General features: G+C 60.7%; 17 protein-coding genes. 14 read left to right on the top strand and 3 right to left on the bottom strand.

Annotation, left to right across the window (positions count from 1 at the left end; all coding sequences use genetic code 11):
• The first annotated feature begins 1 nt into the window (after nt 1).
• From INS80_RS02400 to INS80_RS02370, 7 genes are all read left to right on the top strand, one after another.
• A complete protein-coding gene (locus INS80_RS02400) occupies nt 2-928 on the top strand; it encodes a branched-chain amino acid ABC transporter permease (RefSeq protein WP_192964069.1) in 927 nt (308 codons plus the stop codon).
• Nucleotides 925-1,653, top strand: coding sequence for an ABC transporter ATP-binding protein (locus INS80_RS02395; protein ID WP_192964068.1), 729 nt, complete (start codon nt 925-927; stop codon nt 1,651-1,653). Before INS80_RS02400 ends, INS80_RS02395 begins: the two co-directional genes overlap by 4 nt.
• The gene (locus INS80_RS02390; RefSeq protein WP_192964067.1) at nt 1,646-2,380 is read left to right on the top strand and encodes an ABC transporter ATP-binding protein; all 735 of its coding nucleotides are present in this window, start codon (nt 1,646-1,648) and stop codon (nt 2,378-2,380) included. The genes INS80_RS02395 and INS80_RS02390 overlap by 8 nt, the downstream gene beginning before the upstream one ends.
• Before the next feature lie 17 nt (nt 2,381-2,397).
• The gene (locus INS80_RS02385; protein WP_192964066.1) at nt 2,398-3,846 is read left to right on the top strand and encodes an aldehyde dehydrogenase; all 1,449 of its coding nucleotides are present in this window, start codon (nt 2,398-2,400) and stop codon (nt 3,844-3,846) included.
• Nucleotides 3,847-4,008: 162 nt separating this feature from the next.
• Nucleotides 4,009-5,064: a Hint domain-containing protein gene (locus INS80_RS02380; protein WP_192964065.1), complete on the top strand. Its 1,056-nt coding sequence runs from the start codon at nt 4,009-4,011 to the stop codon at nt 5,062-5,064.
• Nucleotides 5,065-5,335: 271 nt separating this feature from the next.
• Nucleotides 5,336-5,956 carry a 30S ribosomal protein S4 gene (gene rpsD / locus INS80_RS02375; protein WP_192964064.1) on the top strand — a complete coding sequence of 207 codons (621 nt, stop codon included), beginning with the start codon at nt 5,336-5,338 and terminating at the stop codon, nt 5,954-5,956.
• 218 nt (nt 5,957-6,174) lie between these two features.
• Nucleotides 6,175-6,747 carry a PA14 domain-containing protein gene (locus tag INS80_RS02370; RefSeq protein ID WP_192964059.1) on the top strand — a complete coding sequence of 191 codons (573 nt, stop codon included), beginning with the start codon at nt 6,175-6,177 and terminating at the stop codon, nt 6,745-6,747.
• Between the two features lie 26 nt (nt 6,748-6,773).
• Here the strand turns inward: INS80_RS02370 and INS80_RS02365 are convergent, their stop codons facing one another.
• Nucleotides 6,774-7,235: an Lrp/AsnC family transcriptional regulator gene (locus INS80_RS02365; protein ID WP_192964057.1), complete on the bottom strand. Its 462-nt coding sequence runs from the start codon at nt 7,233-7,235 to the stop codon at nt 6,774-6,776.
• Nucleotides 7,236-7,336: 101 nt separating this feature from the next.
• Here INS80_RS02365 and INS80_RS02360 point away from each other — a divergent pair, with 101 nt between their 5' ends.
• The 7 genes from INS80_RS02360 to INS80_RS02330 all read left to right on the top strand — a co-directional run bounded on the left by INS80_RS02360 (nt 7,337) and on the right by INS80_RS02330 (nt 16,120).
• The gene (locus INS80_RS02360) at nt 7,337-8,761 is read left to right on the top strand and encodes an aminotransferase class V-fold PLP-dependent enzyme (RefSeq protein ID WP_192964055.1); all 1,425 of its coding nucleotides are present in this window, start codon (nt 7,337-7,339) and stop codon (nt 8,759-8,761) included.
• A 111-nt stretch (nt 8,762-8,872) separates the two neighbouring features.
• Nucleotides 8,873-9,964 (top strand): histidinol-phosphate transaminase, encoded by a 1,092-nt coding sequence (gene hisC / locus INS80_RS02355; RefSeq protein WP_192964053.1) that lies wholly within the window; start codon nt 8,873-8,875, stop codon nt 9,962-9,964.
• Nucleotides 9,961-10,878 (top strand): prephenate/arogenate dehydrogenase family protein, encoded by a 918-nt coding sequence (locus INS80_RS02350; protein ID WP_192964051.1) that lies wholly within the window; start codon nt 9,961-9,963, stop codon nt 10,876-10,878. The genes hisC and INS80_RS02350 overlap by 4 nt, the downstream gene beginning before the upstream one ends.
• Nucleotides 10,878-11,693 carry an extensin-like domain-containing protein gene (locus tag INS80_RS02345; protein ID WP_192964050.1) on the top strand — a complete coding sequence of 272 codons (816 nt, stop codon included), beginning with the start codon at nt 10,878-10,880 and terminating at the stop codon, nt 11,691-11,693. The genes INS80_RS02350 and INS80_RS02345 overlap by 1 nt, the downstream gene beginning before the upstream one ends.
• Nucleotides 11,694-11,938: 245 nt before the next feature.
• The gene (locus INS80_RS02340; RefSeq protein WP_192964048.1) at nt 11,939-12,469 is read left to right on the top strand and encodes a gamma-glutamylcyclotransferase; all 531 of its coding nucleotides are present in this window, start codon (nt 11,939-11,941) and stop codon (nt 12,467-12,469) included.
• Nucleotides 12,470-12,547: 78 nt separating this feature from the next.
• Entirely contained in the window at nt 12,548-13,741 is a 1,194-nt protein-coding gene (locus INS80_RS02335; protein WP_192964046.1) for a biopolymer transporter ExbB, read from the top strand.
• Between the two features lie 3 nt (nt 13,742-13,744).
• Nucleotides 13,745-16,120: a peptidoglycan -binding protein gene (locus tag INS80_RS02330; protein ID WP_192964045.1), complete on the top strand. Its 2,376-nt coding sequence runs from the start codon at nt 13,745-13,747 to the stop codon at nt 16,118-16,120.
• Nucleotides 16,121-16,129: 9 nt separating this feature from the next.
• Here INS80_RS02330 and INS80_RS02325 read toward each other — a convergent pair whose 3' ends face one another.
• Together INS80_RS02325 and clpA are read right to left on the bottom strand one after the other, a co-directional pair.
• Nucleotides 16,130-17,101, bottom strand: coding sequence for a M23 family metallopeptidase (locus INS80_RS02325; RefSeq protein WP_192964043.1), 972 nt, complete (start codon nt 17,099-17,101; stop codon nt 16,130-16,132).
• Nucleotides 17,101-19,428, bottom strand: coding sequence for an ATP-dependent Clp protease ATP-binding subunit ClpA (clpA, locus tag INS80_RS02320; protein ID WP_192964041.1), 2,328 nt, complete (start codon nt 19,426-19,428; stop codon nt 17,101-17,103). Before clpA ends, INS80_RS02325 begins: the two co-directional genes overlap by 1 nt.
• Nucleotides 19,429-19,443: the final 15 nt, after the last annotated feature.

Raw genomic sequence — 19,443 nt, 5'->3', positions numbered from 1 at the left:
TATGCGGATTGTTATTGCAGTTGTGGCCCTTGCCTGCCTTGCAGCGCTTCCCTTTCTGCTGGATAGCTATGGTATCGGCCTTCTTGTGGGGCTTGCGGGCTATGTGACGCTGGCGACCTCCTGGGCGATGTTCTCGGGGCCGACGCGCTATGTCTCGCTGGCAACGGTCGCCTTCTTCGGCGTTGGCGCTTACACGGTTGCTGTCCTCAATGAGGCGCTGCCCTATCCGCTGGTGCTGCTGGCCGCCGCCGGGATCGGCGCCACCATGGCGCTGCTGGTTGGCCTTTCTACCCTGCGCCTTGCAGGCATATACTTCGTAATCTTCACCTTTGGCCTCGCCGAACTGGTGCGCCAGTTGATCACCTGGTTTGAGGTCAATGTCACCGGAACGCTAGGGCGCTATATCTTCCTCGATCTGGAGGCCAAGCATATCTACTGGCAGCTTTTGGCGCTGGGGGCGCTGACACTGGCGCTGGCGGCATGGATCCGCCAAAGCCGCCTGGGCCTTGCGTTGCGGGTGATTGGCGACGATGAAATTGTGGCCGCCCACAGCGGGATCAATCTGGCGCGCACCAAACTGGTGCTGTTCGTGGCCTCTGCCACCATCATCACCCTTGTGGGCGCAATCCAGGCGCCGCGCTGGGTCTATGTGGAGCCCTCCATTGTCTTCAACCCCACTGTCAGCTTCCTGACCGTGATCATGGCGCTGTTGGGCGGAGCGGGCAGACTATGGGGCCCAGCCTTCGGCGCCGTGCCTCTGTTCCTGCTGTTCGAATGGCTTTCGGCGCGCTTCCCGGATCACTTCTCGATCCTCTTGGGGCTGATGTTCCTCGCAGTGGTCTATGCGCTGCCGGACGGATTGCTGGCCGCCGCTGAAAAACTTCGCGGTAAGGCAAGGGGTGATGCAAAAGGGGAGGCGGCTCAATGAGTGTTCTTCTGAAAACAGACGGCCTCACCAAACGCTTTGGTGGCCTGACGGCAGTCAATGATGTTTCACTTGAGGTGCGCGAAGGCGAGGTTCTAGGCCTGCTGGGGCCCAACGGGTCCGGCAAGACGACGCTCCTCAACCTTCTCTCTGGCGCGCTGCGTCCGTCGGCGGGTCAATTCGCGGTGGAGGGTCGGCAGCTGGCAGGCGCGCGCCCCGATGTGATTGCGGGCGCAGGTGTGGCCCGTACGTTCCAATTGGTGCGCATTCTGCCTTCGCTGTCGCTGGAAGAAAACGTGATGGTCCCGGCGGCCTTCGGCGCAAAACGCCTCTGGGTAGCGGAGCTGGCTGCCCGTGTGAGGGAGTGCCTTGCCATGGTTGGTCTTGAGGATCGCGCGGCGGGTGCGGCTGCCGATCTCACCTATATCGACCAGAAACGATTGGAGCTGGCCCGCGCCTTGGCGGCGGAGCCGCGCATCCTGCTCTTGGACGAATGGCTGGCGGGCCTCAATCCCACTGAACTGCACGAGGGGATCGCCCTTATCCGCAGGCTGGAGGAGACCGGCATCACCATCATCATGGTCGAGCACATCATGGATGCGGTGCGCGCGCTTTGCCCACGCTGCGCGGTGATGAACTCTGGGGCGCTGATCGCCGATGGACCAACGGCCGAGGTATTGGACGATCCCCATGTTGTGGCGGCTTACTTGGGAGAAGAAGATGCTTGAGATCCATGACCTCACCGTTGCCTATGGCAAGCATGTCGCCCTGGATGCGGTGTCGATGCGGGTGGAGCCGGGTGAATGCGTGGTGATCCTGGGGGCCAACGGGGCCGGGAAATCCAGCCTGCTCAAGACCGTCGGTGGTGTGGTGGAGCCGCATGCGGGCCGGATCAGCCACGAAGGCACCGATCTGGCGACGGTTGCCGCGCATGAACGGGTCGGGCGCGGTATCGCCCTGGTGCCCGAGGGTCGCGGCATCTTCCCGCGCATGTCCGTGGCCGAGAATCTGGCGCTGGGCACCTATCCAGATCGCGCGCGTGAGGGCGTTGCCGCGCGTCAGGCTGAGGTGTTCGAACTGTTCCCGCGCCTTGCCGAACGGCGGCGGCAGCTGGCAGGCACCATGTCGGGCGGGGAGCAGCAGATGGTCGCCATCGCCCGCGCGCTGATGTCGAACCCCAACATCCTGCTTTTGGATGAACCGAGCCTTGGCCTGGCCCCCATCGTAGTGAAGGAGGTCTTTGCCGCGCTCGCCCGGATCCGCAGCACCGGCCTTACGCTGGTGATCGTGGAGCAGAACGTGCGCGCAAGCTTGGCGCTGGCCGACCGGGGCTACCTGCTCGAGGCCGGTCGCGTCGTGGGGCAAGGCACCAGTGACGAATTGCAGAATGATCCAGCGGTACAGCACGCCTTCCTTGGCGGCACGAGCGAGCCGCTGGACAATGAAATTTCCTGACAGACGGAGAGAGTGAAATGGATACTCTGAAACTCTTCATCAACGGCGAACATGTTGAGGCTGAAAACGGGCGCCAATTCGAACGCCACAACCCTGTGACCGGCGCTCTTGCCACAACCGCGGCGGCGGCCAGCACCGCTGATGCGATGCGGGCGGCAGATGCGGCGGCGGCGGCTTTTCCGGAATGGTCGGCCATGGCGCCCGGCGTGCGCCGCCGGATGCTTCTGGATGCGTCCGAGGCGCTCAAGGCGCGCGGTGATGCCATCGTCGAGGCCATGAAGGCCGAGATCGGCGCGACCGAGGCCTGGGCGCGTTTCAACATCATGCTGGCCTCTGAAATGCTGGTAGAGGCGGCAGGCCTAACAACCCAGATCAAGGGTGAGATCATCCCCTCGAACCGGCCCGGCAGCACCGCCTATGCGGTGCGTCAGCCCGCGGGCGTGGTGCTGGCCATGGCGCCTTGGAATGCGCCGGTGATCCTTGGCGTGCGTTCTATCGCGACGCCGCTGGCCTGTGGCAACACGGTTGTGATGAAAACCAGCGAACTCTGCCCGCGCACCCATGCACTGATCCTTGAGGCGGTGGCCGAGGCGGGGCTGCCCAAGGGTGTTGTCAACGCGATCTCCAACGCGCCCGAGGATGCGCCCGAACTGGTTGAGACGCTGATCGCACACCCGGCGGTGCGCCGCGTGAACTTCACCGGATCGACCCGTGTGGGCCGTCTGATCGGGGAAATCTCAGCGCGCCACCTGAAGCCTTCGCTGCTGGAGCTGGGCGGAAAGGCCCCCTTCATCGTCCTGGAGGATGCCGATATCGACGCTGCCGTCGCGGCTGCGGCCTTTGGCGCCTATATGAACCAGGGGCAGATCTGCATGTCGACCGAACGGATCATCGTGGTCGAAGAAATCGCCGACGCTTTTGTCGAGGCTTTCGCGCGCAAGGTCGAAACCTTGACCGCAGGCGATCCGACCGAGGGCAAGGCACCGCTGGGATCGGTCGTGAATGCCGCCGCAGCGGACCGCATTCGCGAGTTGATCGAGGATGCGGTGCAGAAAGGCGCGCGCCTGATTGGTGGAGGTGGGTCTGGCACTATCCTGAACGCAGCTGCTCTGGATGACGTCACGCCGCAGATGCGGCTCTATTCCGAAGAAAGCTTTGGCCCTGTAACCTCCATCATTCGCGTGGGCGATGCGGATGAGGCGGTGCGGGTCGCTAATGAAAGCGACATGGGCCTGTCGGCTGCCGTATTCGGCCGGGATCAGGCGCGGGCAATGCAGATCGCCAACCGCATCGAAAGCGGGATCTGTCACGTGAACGGGCCAACCGTGCACGATGAGGCGCAAATGCCCTTTGGCGGGGTCAAGGACTCTGGCTATGGGCGCTTTGGAGGTCAGTGGGGCATTGCCGAATTCACCGACCTGCGCTGGATGACCACTCAGAACGGCGGGATCCACTATCCGATCTGAGGCAGGGTCGGCAGCCCAAAACGGGGGCTGCCGGTCATTCAACCCTTGCGTTTGTGTTGCGCTCATGCGCCTAGTCATCTCGGTGTTTGGGATTTCGCTTTGAGCGCGGGAATTCGATTGCTACTCTTTGCCCAATAACAAAAACAGAGGCAGCAAAGAGCAATGAAAGCGGGCTTTACTGGCACGTTTGTTATGTCTTGGGCGCAAACGGAACTGGACGGTCAGAGATCCCCGTCACCAGATTTGGTGCGTGTTGGATCTGCTTGGTCTTGGCGCGGGAACGCCCTGCGGGTGGATGGCCCAACAGAGGTATTGCGTCTGGATATGGCGGACAGCGAAAGCGATCTGCGCCGACGTGTGGCGCAATCTGTGCGCAAGCTTGTTGGTGCGGCAGGTGCTGCACCCTCGTCAGAAGCTGTATTGGCGCAGTTGGTGGACAGGGGTTTTATCCTCACAAACGGGGTCGATAGGTTTACTGCCACACTGATCGAGGTGGCGCCGGGTAAGGCGCCGCTTCTGATGTTCGTGGATGAGCTGCCTCCACGTGATCAGGAGCTCTGGGTTCTCAAGTCGAGGCTGAAAGCTTGGGGGCAAGATGCACCAGATCCACCACAGAGCGGGGTGATCTGTTTTACGCCGGGCACGTTGATCGAGACGCCCGAAGGGGCCCGCCCGGTGGAGACGCTGCGCGAAGGAGATTACGTGCAGACCCGTGACAATGGCCCCCAACAGATCCAGTGGATCGGTGGGCGCCGGATGACGGGGGCGCGGCTTTTCGTCTATCCGCACCTGCGCCCCGTGCGCCTGCGGGCAGGGGCGTTTGCCTCTGGCCGCCCCGGTGAGGATCTTTTGGTCTCGCCCGAACACCGGCTGCTGCTGCGCGGGCGCCATGTGGAGGCTTTGTTCAATACGCCCGAGGTTCTTGTGGCCGCCAAAGATCTGATAAATGGCAGCTCGATCATAACGGATACCCAAGTGCGGGAGGTCACCTATATCCACCTGCTTCTGGAGGATCATCAGGTGCTTTGGGCCAATGGGGTGGAAAGTGAAAGTTTCCACCCGGCCAATGCTGCCCTTTCGGCTCTGTCGGATGGTGATCGTCGGCGGTTGCTGCAGTTCTTGCCTGCGGTGGAACAAGATCCGCTCAGCTATGGTGCCTTTGTGCGCCGCAACCTGAGCGTCAGCGAGGCCGCGATCCTGTGCCACGAGGCGGCCTGAGGCGCAGGGAAAACTCTGCCGGAAGGGCTATTGACTCGGGTGTGTACCTCTATATAAGCGCGGCTTCATTGGTGTTGGTGGCCCCCGCAAGGGGATGCCTGTCATGGGGAGGTCCATCCGGACCAAACCAAGAGGACAACGCCCTTTATAGCCGCAGTTTGCCCGGCTGCGTTCTGGCTGATCCGGTTTGCTGGCCCCCGTGTCCGCAATCCGAAAAGTGGGAACCGGTTTTCGGATAAAATTGCGGAGCCAAAAATAAAGGAGATCAGCCGTGACCAAACGCACGTCTGCCAAGTACAAAATTGACCGCCGTATGGGCGAAAATATCTGGGGCCGCCCGAAGTCCCCGGTCAACCGCCGCGAATACGGTCCCGGCCAGCACGGCCAGCGCCGCAAGGGCAAACTGTCTGACTTCGGTATCCAGCTGCGCGCCAAGCAGAAGCTGAAAGGCTACTACGGCGACCTGACCGAGAAACAATTCCGCCGCATCTACGGTGAAGCCGAGCGTGTCAAAGGCGATACCGGTGAAAACCTGATCGGCTTGCTGGAGCGCCGCCTGGACGCGGTCGTCTACCGTGCCAAGTTCGTTCCGACCGTCTTTGCTGCCCGTCAGTTCGTGAACCATGGTCACGTTCTGGTCAACGGCAAGCGCGTCAACATCCCCTCCTACCGCGTGAAGGAAGGCGACGTGATCGAGGTCCGCGACAAGTCCAAGCAGCTGGCTGTCCTGCTGGAAGCCACCCAGCTGGCCGAGCGCGATGTGCCCGATTACATCGAAGCCGACCACTCCAAGATGAAAGCCACCTTCGTGCGCACCCCGTCTCTGGGCGACGTGCCTTACCCGGTTGTGATGGAACCGAATCTGGTCGTCGAATTCTACGCCAAGAACTAAGCGATTTCCCTTTTCTGGGATGTGTATGGGGCTGCCGGTTGGTGGCCCCTTTTCGTTGGCGACAGCAATGCGTCGTTGGCGCGCTTTCCGACAAGACCATGCCCGCCTTGGCAAAATCGCGCCGTCGCAGGCATTTCCATTTGGTGATTGAGGTCAGGCGGTATTAGGCTCACATCAAGCTGCCTTGATTGTCCGAGGCATCGATATGGAGAATTGCCATGAAAGCCATTTTGGGTGTCCTTTCGGCTCTCGCTACGTTCGGAGTGGCGGGTGTCCTGTCGGCCGAGCCGCTCAAACTGCAGCCTGCCAACCCTCAACCGGGCAGCCTGCGGCCAGGTCTGGCTGTGCGCTACGCCTATCCGGAGGACGTGAAAGACCTGAGCCAGGCTCGGGCGGCTCTGAAAATCAGATCAGAAGCGGGGCCTCCTCTCAAAGGGCTGGACTACAGGGATACCAACGAGGGAGATCTGACGCTCACCTCGAAACGCGCGATGCATGTGGCAGCGCGGATTACGGGCTATGTTCGCTTTGAAAAGCCCGGTGTCTACAATATAGATTTCCTGACCAACGACGGCCTGCAAGCCAAGATTGGGGGGCAGATCGTTGGCGAGTTCAACGGTCGTCAGCCTTGTGACACCACGGTCATGACCGAAGTCGAGGTGCCGCAGGCTGGGTGGTATAAGCTCGATACGCTCTATTTTCAGCGGTTTGGAACGTCCTGCCTGCACATGCGCATGGGGCCCGAAGGCAAGAGGGTGAAATGGATGCCGAACTCGGCCTTTGGCCACTAACTGCGTGACGTACTTCTGCGCCCAGGTCACAGCGGGAGGGGGCGTCCTTCGGCGATCGCCTCCATCGCGAAATAGGACGTGACGCTGTCCAGTTCGACCCCTGAAATAAGGCGCTGATATACAGTGTCGTAGCTGGTCATGTTCTGGGTGACCACTTTCAGCTGATAATCATAGTCCCCACCGATGCGGTGAAAGTCCACGACCTCTGGTATAGTCAAAACATGCGCACGGAAGCGGTCTAGCCAGTCCGCTGAATGGTGCCGTGTACGCAGCATAACGAAAACCACCAGATCAAGGCCAAGCTTGGCGCGGTCGATTCGCGCGGTTGAGCCCTGCAAAACGCCCTTTTCGTTCAAAGCCTTCAGTCGCCGCCAGCAGGCATTTTGCGAAAGACCCACCTTGTCGGCCAGATCGCGCTGCGACAAGTTGCCGTCCATCTGCAACGCCCGAAGCAGGCGTGTGTCAATATGATCTATATTTTCTGTCATAGTTCGATCATATGACACAAGTTTCATCCAATCCATCGAAAATTATGTGAGAAATTGGCAGTTCAGTTCAGGCACTGTCATGGCAAAAGTCGGAGAATGTCATGCCTTTTGCTTCACTTAAACACACCCTGAAAGATGCAGTTCAAAATGGTCATCTGACCGATGATCTGATTGGCAATGATGTGAAGATCCCAGGGCCGGATGGACCCGTGCCAATGGTTTATGCAGATTACGTTGCCTCGGGGCGGGCCCTGCGCTTTGTGGAAGATTTTATTGCCGAACAGGTCCTGCCGTTTTACGCCAACTCTCGCACCGAGGCCTCCTACTGCGGGGCACATATGACACGAATGCGCCGTGCCGCGCGTGCCGAGATCGCACGCATGACAGGCACCACATCAGACGATGCGGTGATCTTTGCCGGATCTGGCGCGACGGCCGGCCTGAACCGGCTTGTGAGCCTATTCGGTTTGAATAGCGCCAAGGCACCCGTGGTTTTCATTGGCCCCTACGAGCATCATTCCAACATCCTTCCCTGGCGGGAGAGCAAGGCAACCGTGGTTGAGATTCCCGAGGCACGGGATGGTGGTGTCGACCTGCGGGTGCTTGAGGCGGCGTTGAAAGAGTATGCCCACTGTGATGTGAAAATCGGTAGCTTCTCTGCGGCTTCCAACGTGACAGGGGTCTTGACCGATGTCGATGAGGTGAGCCGTATCCTGAAGGCGCATGATGCTCTTGCGGTCTGGGACTATGCGGGGGGTGGCCCCTACCTGCCCATCGACATGGGCGGACATGGCGGTGTGCGCAAAGACGCCATCGTAGTCTCACCGCATAAGTTTCCGGGTGGCCCTGGCGCGTCAGGGGTGTTGATCGTCAACAGCCAGGTCGTGCGTCGGCGTGCCCCGTCCTGGCCGGGCGGCGGTACCGTCAGCTTCGTGTCTCCATGGGATCATGCCTATAGCGATGATCTGACTGCGCGCGAAGAGGCTGGCACGCCCAATGTGATTGGCGATATCCGCGCGGCGCTTGCTTTTCTGGTCAAAGAAGCGGTTGGTGAAAAAGAAATCGCCCGCAGGGAAGCAAATTTCGCCGATTTGGCCAAGGCGGGCTGGCAGGACAATCCGCGCCTTACACTATTAGGGCATGCCAGCGCCCCGCGCTTGCCGATCTTTTCATTCACAGTTCGCGGCGTGTCCGGACAGCCCGTGCATCAGCAACTCTTCACCAGGATGCTCAGCGATTTCTATGGAATCCAGGCAAGGGGCGGTTGTGCCTGTGCCGGTCCCTACGCTCACCGGCTTCTCGGTATTGACGAACCTCAGTCGCGGCGCCTGTTTGCCGATCTGCAGGCGGGGCAGGAGTTACGCAAACCGGGCTGGGTGCGGCTCAATTTCTCCTATCTGATGAGCGATAACACCGCGCACTACATCATCGACAGCGTAAATGAGCTCACCCTGCGGGCCGAAGAGCAGGCTCAGCGCTACCAGGCAGATCCCAGCACCGCGCGGTTTCATGCCAAGGCTGCCTAGGAAAGGAAAGCGCAAGGTGTTGTGGCGACTGGTCGCGCCGATACGCATCTTGCGCCTTTTCGATTGCTGCGCGCGCGGTTAAACACGGGGCGGAACCAAGGAGTCCGTCGAATGAGCCAGATCACACCGCAGCCCGGAATTATGGACATTGCTCTCTACCAGGGCGGGGCTGCCCATGTGGAAGGGGTGAGCAATACTGTCAAGCTCTCCTCGAATGAGAACCCTCTCGGCCCAAGCCCGCGCGCAATTGACGCCATGCGTGAGGCGGCGGCCAATATGCATCGCTATCCCAGTTCGGATCATGCCGAGCTGCGTGCGGCAATTGGAGAGGTTTACGGGCTCGACTCCAAACAAATCATCTGCGGTGCGGGCAGTGATGAGATCATCACCTTTCTTTGCCAGGCCTACGTGGGGCCGGGGGATGAAGTTCTCTATACCGAACATGGCTTTGCCATGTACCGCATTTGCGCGCAGGCTGCCGGTGCGACGCCGGTCGAGGTGCCTGAACGGGAGCGCGTGACGGATGTGGATGCGCTTTTGGCTGGCTGTACCGAGCGCACCAAGCTGGTGTTCATTGCCAACCCGAACAATCCAACGGGCACCATGATTGGCGCTGCCGAAGTCGCGCGGCTTGCCGATGGTATCCCCGAGGGGGCGCTGCTGGTGCTGGACGGCGCCTATGCGGAATACGTAGAAGGGTTCGACGCCGGGGCGGCGCTGATTGCACAGCGCCGCAATGTCTTCATGACGCGCACCTTCTCCAAAATCTATGGTCTGGGTGGCGCGCGGGTCGGATGGGGGTATGGTCCGCAAGAGATCATCGACGTGCTGAACCGCCTGCGCGGGCCGTTCAATGTTTCCTCCACCGCGCTGGCGGGCGCCTTGGCTTCGGTGTTGGATACCGAGTATGTCGCTCAATGCCGGGCGGAGAACGCCAAATGGCGGGGCTGGCTTGCCGATGCATTGGCCGAACTGGGCGTGCCGTCTGATACCTCCTGCACCAATTTCATCTTGGCGCGGTTTGCCAGTCGGGTTGAGGCAGAAGCCTGTGATGATTTCCTGAAAGCCAGAGGTCTGATCGTGCGCCGGGTGGCAGGCTATAACCTGCCCAATGCCCTGCGTATCTCAATCGGCGATGAAGCCGCATGCCGCGCAGTAGCCGATGCGGTGAAGGCCTTCAAGGCAGGGGAGGGCGCAGCATGAGCGCGCCTGTCTACAATCGTGTTGCGCTCATCGGTCTGGGTCTCATTGCGTCTTCGATGTTCTGGGCGATGAAACGCGCCGGATTGGCCGCAGAGGTCACGGGTTATGCCCGCAGTGCACAAACACGCGAGACGGCTCGAAGCATTGGCCTGTGTGATCGCGTTTGCAACAGTGCGGCAGAGGCGGTCGAGGGGGCGGACCTTGTGGTCCTCTGCGTGCCGGTTGGCGCAATGGGCGCGGTGATGGAAGAGATTTCTTCCGCATTGATGCCCGGAGCCACGGTGTCCGACGTGGGCTCGGTCAAACGTCATGTGATCGAGGCCGTATCGCCCCATATCCCCGACGGTGTGCATTTCGTCCCCGCGCATCCTCTCGCGGGGACCGAACACTCCGGTCCCGAGGCGGGCTTTGCCGAGCTGTTTGACAACCGCTGGAGCCTTTTGGTGCCGGTGGAGGGAACGGACCCGGCCGCTGTTGAGCGTTTGCGCCGCCTTTGGGAAGGCATGGGCGCCAATGTGGATGAGATGGACGCTGATCACCACGATCTGGTTCTGGCCGTGACCAGCCATGCGCCGCACCTCATTGCCTATACGATGGTTGGGGTGGCAGACGACCTGCGTAGGGTCACCGACAGTGAGGTTATCAAGTATTCGGCGGCAGGCTTTCGGGATTTCACGCGGATCGCGGCGTCGGACCCTACCATGTGGCGTGATGTCTTTCTGACCAACAAGGATGCAACGCTCGAAATCCTAGGGCGGTTCACGGAAGAGCTTTTTGCCTTGCAGCGTGCCATTCGGACCGGCGACGGCGAGCATTTGCATCAGTATTTCACCCGAACCCGCGCCATTCGCCGGGGCATCATCGAAGCGGGGCAGGACACCGACGCGCCGGATTTTGGGCGGTCCAAAACGTGATGTTCGGGCGGGTTGTGGTTCTGGTTGGCCTGATGTTGGCGGGACAGGCAAACGCCATGGCGCCCGAGGCATCCCTTCGCCCAAACCTGCGACCAGCCCATGCCCTGCGGGTGCATGAACCAGAGCTGCCACAGGTCCGGTCCGTGGCGCGCCCTTCCGTAGAGGCCGGTCCGGTACTGGCATCCGCTCAAACGAGCAGTCCCGGAGTAGCCATTGCCACACCTGGACTGCGCCCGGTGGCGCGGCCCCAGGCCATGGTCGAGCAGGTCCTCTTCAAACGGCGCGCCTTGCGAAAAACCTCGGTCTGCGGCGACATCGATATACAGGGAGAGGCCGTGGGCGCTGTTACTGGCTCCTTGCCGGGCTGCGGCGCAAAGGACGCGGTGCGGGTGCGGTCGATCTCTGGCGTGCGCCTGAGTACCCCTTCGGTGATGCATTGCGATCTGGCCAAGTCGCTGAACCGCTGGGTCAGCAAAGACGTGGAAAAGGCTTTTGGTCGGCGCAACAAGGTTGTGTCACTGAGGGTAGCGGCGCACTACGCTTGCCGCACGCGAAATAGCCGCCCCGGCGCGCGTATTTCCGAACATGGCAAGGCGCGTGCAATCGACATTTCAGGCTTTACGCTGGAAGACGGCCAGACCATTACCGTTTTGGAAGGTTGGAAGCAGCGACGGACCCGAAAGAAATTGCGCAAGATATGGAAAGCGGCCTGTGGACCTTTCGGCACGGTGCTCGGACCGGATGCGGATCGCTATCACCTTGATCACTTTCATCTGGATGTGGCGCGGCATCGCGGCGGGGCCTATTGTCGGTGAGACCTGCAAGAGGAGCGGCATGCTCCCGCCACTGAAAGCGCCTTTGCCCTGATCGGGCCAGACGATTTCCAGTGTTGGGCATGGCAGCCCGCAGGACGGGCTGCTTGCGCCTTCGGCACATTGGGTTCAGCCGAAAGTGGAAACAAATCATGACAAGCCGGTACAGATAACATAGGCCCAATGAGGCACTTTTGCTGTCGCGGAATTTCCTGTTAACAGACGGGAATCAAAAAGGACCAGTTGTCATGACCATGTGGGTATTCGGATACGGATCGCTTCTTTGGAACCCGGGTTTTGCTGTCGCGCGGCGTGAAGTCGCGACATTGCATGGCTATGCCCGATCGTTCTGCATGAGTTCGATCCACCATCGGGGAAGCGAGGAGAAACCGGGGCTCGTGCTGGCACTTGATGCAGTCCCGGGCGCGCGGTGTGCCGGTTTGGCGCTGGCGGTCGAGGCAGGCGCCGAGGCGCAGACGCTGGACTATCTGCGCGAGCGGGAGCTGATCTCTTCGGCCTATCTAGAGCGCAACTTGGACGTGGAGTTGCACTCCGGAGATATCGTCACAGCCGTGACCTATGTGATCGACCCCCATCATGTGCAGTATTGCGGTGGCATGAGCCTCGAAGATCAGGCCCACATCATTGCCAGAGCTGTCGGTGGACGCGGACCGAACACAGAGTATCTGTACAATACTGCTAGCCATCTGTCCGAGATCGGCCTTCATGATGAAGAACTGGACTGGCTCGCACGGCGGGTACGCCAAATCACATCATAAAGCCTTGGCGTTGCAATCTCTTTCCTTATAGGCTGCAGTCGCGAGAAGAGCACGAAAGAGCGGCAGGAGCCCCTGAATATGGCGCAGCCAGACGGTAAGATCAGGCCTCAGTTTTCCCAGCCCGTCCGTCAAGTCATTCTGATGCTGATCGCATTGGGGCTTGCAGGCTTCGGGGCCTTTGTGGCGTTGCCGCGGGTGCTGCCGGTATTTCAGGCAAACCCCTGGCTCAATGGCTTCATCCTTGTGGTGTTCATCATTGGTGTTCTGGCCTGCTTCTGGCAAGTCGTGCAGCTTATCGGCTCGGTGCGTTGGATCGAAAGCTTTGCCGCTGGCGGCGCGCGCGGTGATGGCCGTCCACCGTCGATGCTGGCGCCGCTGGCGTCGCTCTTGCGCTCGCGCGGGGCGCGTATGCAGCTGGGGTCGTCCTCGACCCGGTCAATTCTCGATTCGGTTGCTACACGGATCGACGAAGACCGTGAGATCACCCGCTATATTGTCAACTTGTTGATTTTTCTCGGTCTGCTCGGGACCTTCTACGGTCTGGCGACCACAGTGCCGGCCGTGGTGGACACGATCCGAAGCCTCGCCCCGCGTGAAGGAGAAGAGAGCCTTGATATCTTCAATCGCCTGATGACAGGCCTTGAAGCGCAACTTGGCGGGATGGGGGTGGCCTTTGCTTCCTCACTTCTGGGGCTGGCAGGCTCTTTGATCGTTGGGCTTTTGGAACTCTTTGCGGGACATGGTCAGAACCGGTTTTACCGTGAGCTAGAAGAATGGATGTCGACCTTTACCCGTGTGAGCTTCTCCTCCGGTGAGGATGGGCCGGGAGACAGCGGTGTAGTTTCTCAGGTGCTCGACACCATGGCCGAGCAGATGGATGCCTTGCAGGCCATGTTTGCAGAAACCGCCCAAGGGCGCGCGGCCGTCGAGGACAAGCTGTCGCAACTCGTGGATAGCATCAACGACATGAATGCTCGTCAGGAGCAGGCAGAAGCCGTGAGTGCGGCGCTTGAACGAGTTGCTGTCGGGCAAGAGACACTGACCGAAATCATGCGTGCTCATGGTGATGTGGGTATGGATGCCGAAAGCCGGATGCGCCTGCGCTCGATCGATGTCCAGATGCTGCGGATCCTGGAAGAGATTTCTGCAGGCCGACAGGAAAGCCTGGCAGAGCTGCGCAAGGACATTGACCTGATGGTCAAGGCATTTGCGCCACCGAGGGGAGCTCAGCGCGCGGCTCGCTCGACGCCGACCTCGCAGGACGAGGACTGATCCATGGCCCTCTCACGGCGCACTGGCCAACGATTCCAGGCTTCGATATGGCCCGGTTTCGTAGACGCGATGACTGGTCTGTTGTTGGTCCTGATGTTCGTGCTCACGATTTTCATGATCGTACAGTTTGTTTTGCGCGAAACCATAACCGGCCAGGAAAGTGAGCTGGATGAGCTTTCTGCCGAAGTGCGAGCGCTGGCAGATGCGCTTGGCCTTGAGGAGCGTTCAAATAGCCTGCTGACCGCACGGCTTGGTGCTCTGAACGCAACGCTGAACACGGCGCAAACTGATCTGGAACAGGCCGAGGCTCAGCTTGCGCAGCAGCGCAGCCTGATCGCATCGCTCACCTCCGAACGAAATGCGCAGGCTGCCGATCTTGAGGCCGCGCGCAGCCAGATTACGGCCTTTGAGGCGCAGGTGGCTGCAATGATCGCTGATCGCGAGGCCGCTGCCGGGCAGATTGCAGAGCTGACAGCTGAGCGCAGCGCCCTGGAAGCGGAGCGGTCCGACTTGCTGAACGAGCAGGAGGCGCTGAACTTGGCGCTTGCACGGGCCCGCGAGGAGATCGATGCGGGCGTCGAGGCGGCGAGGCTAGCGGCCGCGCGCCGTGAAGCCCTGGAAGCGATGATCGCTGATCTGAGGCAGGAAGGCGCAGCGCAGGCCGATGTTGTTGCCGCTTTGGAGCAGCAGATCAGCGACGAAGAGGCCGCGCGCCTTGCCGAAGCCGCAGCCGCCGAAGCCCTGCGCAAGAAGCTTGAGGATGCCGATGCCGAGCTGACTGCAATGACACTGGCGCTGGAGGCGCAGCGCCAGGAGGCAGAAGATACCCTGACGCTGCTGGCAGCGGCAGATGCAGCCAAGGCGCAATTGGACCGCAAGCTGGAAGAGACGCTATCGGCGCTGGAAGCCGCACAGGCCCAATCGCGGGAGCGCGATGAACTGGCCGAACGTTTGACACGTGTGCTGGCTCAGATGGAGGTCAGCCAGTCAGAGGCCGATGCGCGAGTCAGTGCGCTCGAGGCTGAACTGGGGCGTGTTCGCACAGATGCGGAGGCCACGCGGGCGCGCTTGACGGCGGAGGTACAAGAGGCCCGTCAAGTCGCGGCGCGGACACGGGACGAGTTGGAAGCCGAGCTGGCGCGGCAACAGGCTGCGTCGGCGCAGACACAATCAGAATTCGAGGCGCGGATTGCGGCACTTCAGGACGCACACGCCGGGGCGCGGGCGGATCTGGAAGCGCAGCTCGAACAAACTGCACTTGCAGCCGAGGATATGCAGCGTGGTCTGGAGCAGCAAATTGCCAGTCTCCGCGCGGATGCCGCCGGGGTAAAGGCAGGTCTTGAGGCGCAGTTGAAGCAGGCACAGGCAGACCTGGCGGCGGCGCGCAGTGCGGCGAGCTCGACCGAGGAAGACCGGGCTGCCATCGAGCAGCGTCTGCTCACCGCATTGGAAGCGCTGGAAAATGCTCAGGCGGCGGCCAGCGATACAGATGTATTACAGCAGCGCCTGCTGGCTGCGCTCAATGCGCAAAGTGCAGCGGAAGCCCGCGCGGAAGAACAGCTTACTCTGGCCGAGCAGCGCGCCAACCTGCTGGCCGAAGCGCGGGTCGCGTTAGCCAATCAAAAACAGCTTTCAACAAAGGCGCAGCGAGAGGCGGCTTTGTTGAACCAGCAGATTGCCGCCCTTCGCGAGCAGCTTGGCAGTCTTCAGGCCATTCTGGATGACTACCAGGAAAGGGATGCAGCGCAGCAGGTTCAGTTGCAGAACCTCGGTCAGGATCTGAACGCGGCTCTGGCTCGGGCTGCCTCGGAAGAGCGTCGTCGGCGAATCCTCGAAGAGCAGGAACGCAAGAGGCTTGAAGCCGAAGCGGCTGCACTGGCCGACCGGGCGCAGAGCGCGGAAACCAAGGCAGAAGATCTGGAGCGATACCGCTCTGAGTTTTTTGGGCGCCTGCGGGATGTTCTGGGTAGCCAGGAAGGGGTTCGTATCGAAGGCGACCGATTTGTTTTTGCCTCTGAGGTGCTGTTTGCCCCTGCAAGCGCGGAGCTGTCCGAAGAAGGCAAGGCCGAGATCGCCAAGGTCGCCCGCATCCTGCAAAGCGTTGCCGCTGCTATTCCGCCGGAGCTGGACTGGATCATCAGGGTCGACGGGCATACTGATAGCACCACGCTTCTGGGTCATCCGAGGTTCAAGGACAATTGGGAGTTGAGCCAGGGGCGTGCCCTGTCGGTGGTACGGTACATGATCGACGCGCTTGGTATTCCGCCCAATCGATTGGCTGCCAACGGCTTTGGCGAATATCAGCCCGTGAATCCGGCCGAGACTCCCGAAGCCTATTCGCAGAACCGTCGGATCGAGCTGAAATTTACCGAACGCTAGGCCGCATTCCTATTCAAACCTGAGAGGCCGCATTATGCGGTCGACCTCCTTGCCATCCCGGACAAGCCGCGCGATCCCGGTATAAAGCCCTGTGGGCCAGGAAAGTGAGCGCAACCGCTTTCCAGCCGCCCTGAAGAACTGCGCTTGATCCTTCTTGAGAGTGACCTTCTGGTCGATCAGGACGCCGCATGGTCCCTCAATTGTCAGGGAAACCAAGTCTCCCTCGCGCCCTCCATAGGCATAGGCCCATAGAACCAATGCGGGGGATGCACCTGTCATGGCCTCTTGGCGAGCGGTTGCCGCACCGGATTTTATGTCCTCATAGGCTGGCACCTCGGCGCTGAACCCTGCGGCGATGAACCCACCCGCAGTGTAGGCCACTGGCTTTGCCCAAAGCGTTGCGCCGTCAGTGCTGCCACAGGCGGCGGTGGCGGATGTTTGAAACGGATCCACCACTGCCCCATTCTGGCGCACAGACAAGTGGAGGTGTGGGAACTGGGTTCTACCAGAAAGGCCGACTTCGCCAAGGACGGTGCCGGCTGCAATGCGGTCCCCTGTCTTGACCCGAACAGACCCACTCTTCATATGGCAATACTGCGTCTCCCAGCCTTCCGAGTGGCGCAGCACAACTCCATTGCCGCAATCGCGCCCTTCAATTTCCGCCGAGCCAGCATCCGTTGCATATCTGTCCGCCATGCCGTCTCGCATGCCAACAACAATGCCGCTCGCAGCTGCGCGTACCTGAACTCCGATCTCCATGTCGCTCAGAGAGGGCAGGGCGATGTCGGTCCCTTTGTGCCCGTCATACGTCAGGGGGCCACAGGCAAAATCTAGCGCTCCGGGCCCTGGGTCTCGGTCCACATACTGCTGGATGTGGCAGGTTTCTCCCAAGGTGCAGTCAATTGGCCAGGACAAAGCGAAATCGCCCGCCGCAACAGGTGCGGCGAGCGATGAAAGCAGCGCAACAAAGATGCGACACATCAGTCTGCGGTCAGCAGCGGTGGCTTGTCTCCAGAGATACGCGGTTTGCCGGTCCCTTCGAGACGAAGATCGATCTTGCCATCCTTGATACCGACCTTGACGATACCGCCCTTCGTCAGTTTGCCAAACAGCAGCTCTTCGGCGAGTGGCTTCTTGATGTGCTCTTGGATGACACGGCCCAGAGGACGGGCGCCCATCTTGTCGTCGTAGCCCTTGTCGGCCAGCCATTCGGCCGCCTTGCGGGTCAGCTCGATCGAAACATTGCGGTCCATGAGTTGGGCCTCAAGCTGCAGAACGAACTTTTCGACCACCTGCAGGATGACCTCTTTTGGCAGCGGTGCGAAGGAGATCACTGCATCCAGACGGTTGCGGAATTCCGGCGTGAAGGTGCGCTCGATCGCGGCCGTATCCTCGCCTTCGCGACGATCGCGGCCAAAGCCGATGGCTTCCTTGGCCTGTTCCGCGGCACCGGCGTTCGAGGTCATGATCAGAACTACGTTGCGGAAATTCACTGTCCGGCCGTTGTGATCGGTCAGTTGCCCGTTGTCCATCACCTGCAGCAGGATGTTGAATACATCGGGATGCGCCTTTTCGATCTCATCCAGCAGCAGTACGCAATGCGGGTGCTGATCGACGCCATCGGTCAGAAGGCCGCCCTGGTCAAAACCGACATAGCCCGGAGGCGCGCCGATCAAGCGGGAGACAGCGTGTTTCTCCATGTACTCGGACATGTCGAAGCGCAGCAGTTCAACACCAAGGGTATCTGCGAGTTGCTTTGCGACCTCTGTCTTGCCGACCCCGGTGGGACCCGCGAAGAGATAGTTGCCAATGGGTTTTTCCGGCTCGCGCAGGCCTGCACGCGCCAGTTTGATGGCACTCGACAGAGCGTCGATGGCATCGTCCTGACCGAAAACCACGCGCTTGAGGGACTTCTCCAAATCCTTCAGCACTTCGGCATCGTCCTTTGAGACGCTCTTGGGCGGAATGCGGGCGATCTTGGCGACAACAGCCTCGACCTCTTTGACGCCGATGGTCTTGCGGCGCTTGCTTTCTGGGACCAGGTGCTGGGCGGCACCCGCTTCGTCAATGACGTCGATGGCCTTGTCGGGCAGCTTGCGGTCATTGATGTAGCGCGCCGACAGCTCCACCGCGGATTTGATGGCATCGGTGGTGAATTTCACACTGTGATGCTCTTCAAAGTAGGGTTTCAGACCCTTGAGGATGGCAATGGAGTCCTCAACCGTCGGTTCGTTCACGTCAATCTTCTGGAACCGGCGGGACAGGGCGCGGTCCTTTTCGAAATGCTGGCGGAACTCCTTGTAGGTGGTGGAGCCCATGGTGCGCAGCTTGCCGCCCTGAAGCGCGGGCTTCAGAAGGTTGGAAGCATCCATTGCGCCGCCAGATGTTGCGCCGGCGCCGATCACGGTGTGGATCTCGTCGATGAACAGAACCGCGTCGGGGTGTTCTTCGAGTTCAGTGACAACTGCCTTGAGACGTTCTTCAAAGTCGCCGCGATAGCGGGTTCCGGCCAGAAGTGCGCCCATGTCGAGCGAGTAAATCGTAGTTTCCGCCAGGACCTCGGGCACTTCGCCTTGTACGATCTTGCGGGCGAGGCCTTCGGCTATGGCGGTCTTGCCCACGCCAGGATCGCCGACCAGAAGGGGGTTGTTCTTGCGGCGACGGCACAGCACCTGAATGCAACGTTCCACTTCGTGGCCGCGCCCGATCAGCGGGTCGATGTCGCCCTCACGCGATTTTGCGTTGAGATCCACGCAGTATTTCGCCAGAGCGCTTTCCTTCTTGTCGCCTTCAGAGCTGGGTTGTTGTTGCGGCTCTTCCTCGGCGTCATGCGCGCCGGTCACTGGGCGTTGTTCCCCATAGGCAGGATCTTTTGCAACGCCATGCGCGATGAAGTTCACTGCGTCGTAGCGGGTCATGTCCTGATCTTGCAGGAAGTAGGCTGCGTCGCTTTCACGTTCGGCAAAGATCGCAACCAAGACGTTCGCGCCAGTCACCTCGGTGCGGCCCGAACTTTGGACATGGATCGCAGCCCGTTGGATGACCCGCTGGAAGGCCGCCGTCGGGACGGCCTCGCTGCCATCGATATCGGTAACCAGGTTAGACAGGTCCTCGTCTACAAACGTAACCAAAGACGATCGAAGCTCATCCAAGTCTACGCTGCAGGCGCGCATGACGCGCGCTGCGTCCGGTTCGTCGAGCAGCGCCAAAAGCAGATGTTCCAGCGTTGCGAATTCATGTCGCCGCTCATTCGCCAGCGCCAAGGCTGCGTGAATGGCTTGTTCCAGTGTGCTCGAGAATGAAGGCACGGGCGTGCTCCTCTG

It is taken from the genome of Phycobacter azelaicus (assembly GCF_014884385.1).
GTDB classification, from domain to species: Bacteria; Pseudomonadota; Alphaproteobacteria; order Rhodobacterales; family Rhodobacteraceae; genus Phycobacter; species Phycobacter azelaicus.
Note: the sequence above shows the minus strand (reverse complement) of the source record. Positions and strands in the feature narration are given on the sequence as shown.

Coding starts and splice junctions, on each gene's coding strand:
- INS80_RS02400 (WP_192964069.1), top strand. CDS start 2: ATGCGGATTGTTATTGCAGTTGTGGCCCTTGCCTGCCTTGCAGCGCTT.
- INS80_RS02395 (WP_192964068.1), top strand. CDS start 925: ATGAGTGTTCTTCTGAAAACAGACGGCCTCACCAAACGCTTTGGTGGC.
- INS80_RS02390 (WP_192964067.1), top strand. CDS start 1,646: ATGCTTGAGATCCATGACCTCACCGTTGCCTATGGCAAGCATGTCGCC.
- INS80_RS02385 (WP_192964066.1), top strand. CDS start 2,398: ATGGATACTCTGAAACTCTTCATCAACGGCGAACATGTTGAGGCTGAA.
- INS80_RS02380 (WP_192964065.1), top strand. CDS start 4,009: ATGAAAGCGGGCTTTACTGGCACGTTTGTTATGTCTTGGGCGCAAACG.
- INS80_RS02370 (WP_192964059.1), top strand. CDS start 6,175: ATGAAAGCCATTTTGGGTGTCCTTTCGGCTCTCGCTACGTTCGGAGTG.
- INS80_RS02365 (WP_192964057.1), bottom strand. CDS start 7,235: ATGACAGAAAATATAGATCATATTGACACACGCCTGCTTCGGGCGTTG.
- INS80_RS02360 (WP_192964055.1), top strand. CDS start 7,337: ATGCCTTTTGCTTCACTTAAACACACCCTGAAAGATGCAGTTCAAAAT.
- hisC (WP_192964053.1), top strand. CDS start 8,873: ATGAGCCAGATCACACCGCAGCCCGGAATTATGGACATTGCTCTCTAC.
- INS80_RS02350 (WP_192964051.1), top strand. CDS start 9,961: ATGAGCGCGCCTGTCTACAATCGTGTTGCGCTCATCGGTCTGGGTCTC.
- INS80_RS02345 (WP_192964050.1), top strand. CDS start 10,878: ATGTTCGGGCGGGTTGTGGTTCTGGTTGGCCTGATGTTGGCGGGACAG.
- INS80_RS02340 (WP_192964048.1), top strand. CDS start 11,939: ATGACCATGTGGGTATTCGGATACGGATCGCTTCTTTGGAACCCGGGT.
- INS80_RS02335 (WP_192964046.1), top strand. CDS start 12,548: ATGGCGCAGCCAGACGGTAAGATCAGGCCTCAGTTTTCCCAGCCCGTC.
- INS80_RS02330 (WP_192964045.1), top strand. CDS start 13,745: ATGGCCCTCTCACGGCGCACTGGCCAACGATTCCAGGCTTCGATATGG.
- INS80_RS02325 (WP_192964043.1), bottom strand. CDS start 17,101: ATGTGTCGCATCTTTGTTGCGCTGCTTTCATCGCTCGCCGCACCTGTT.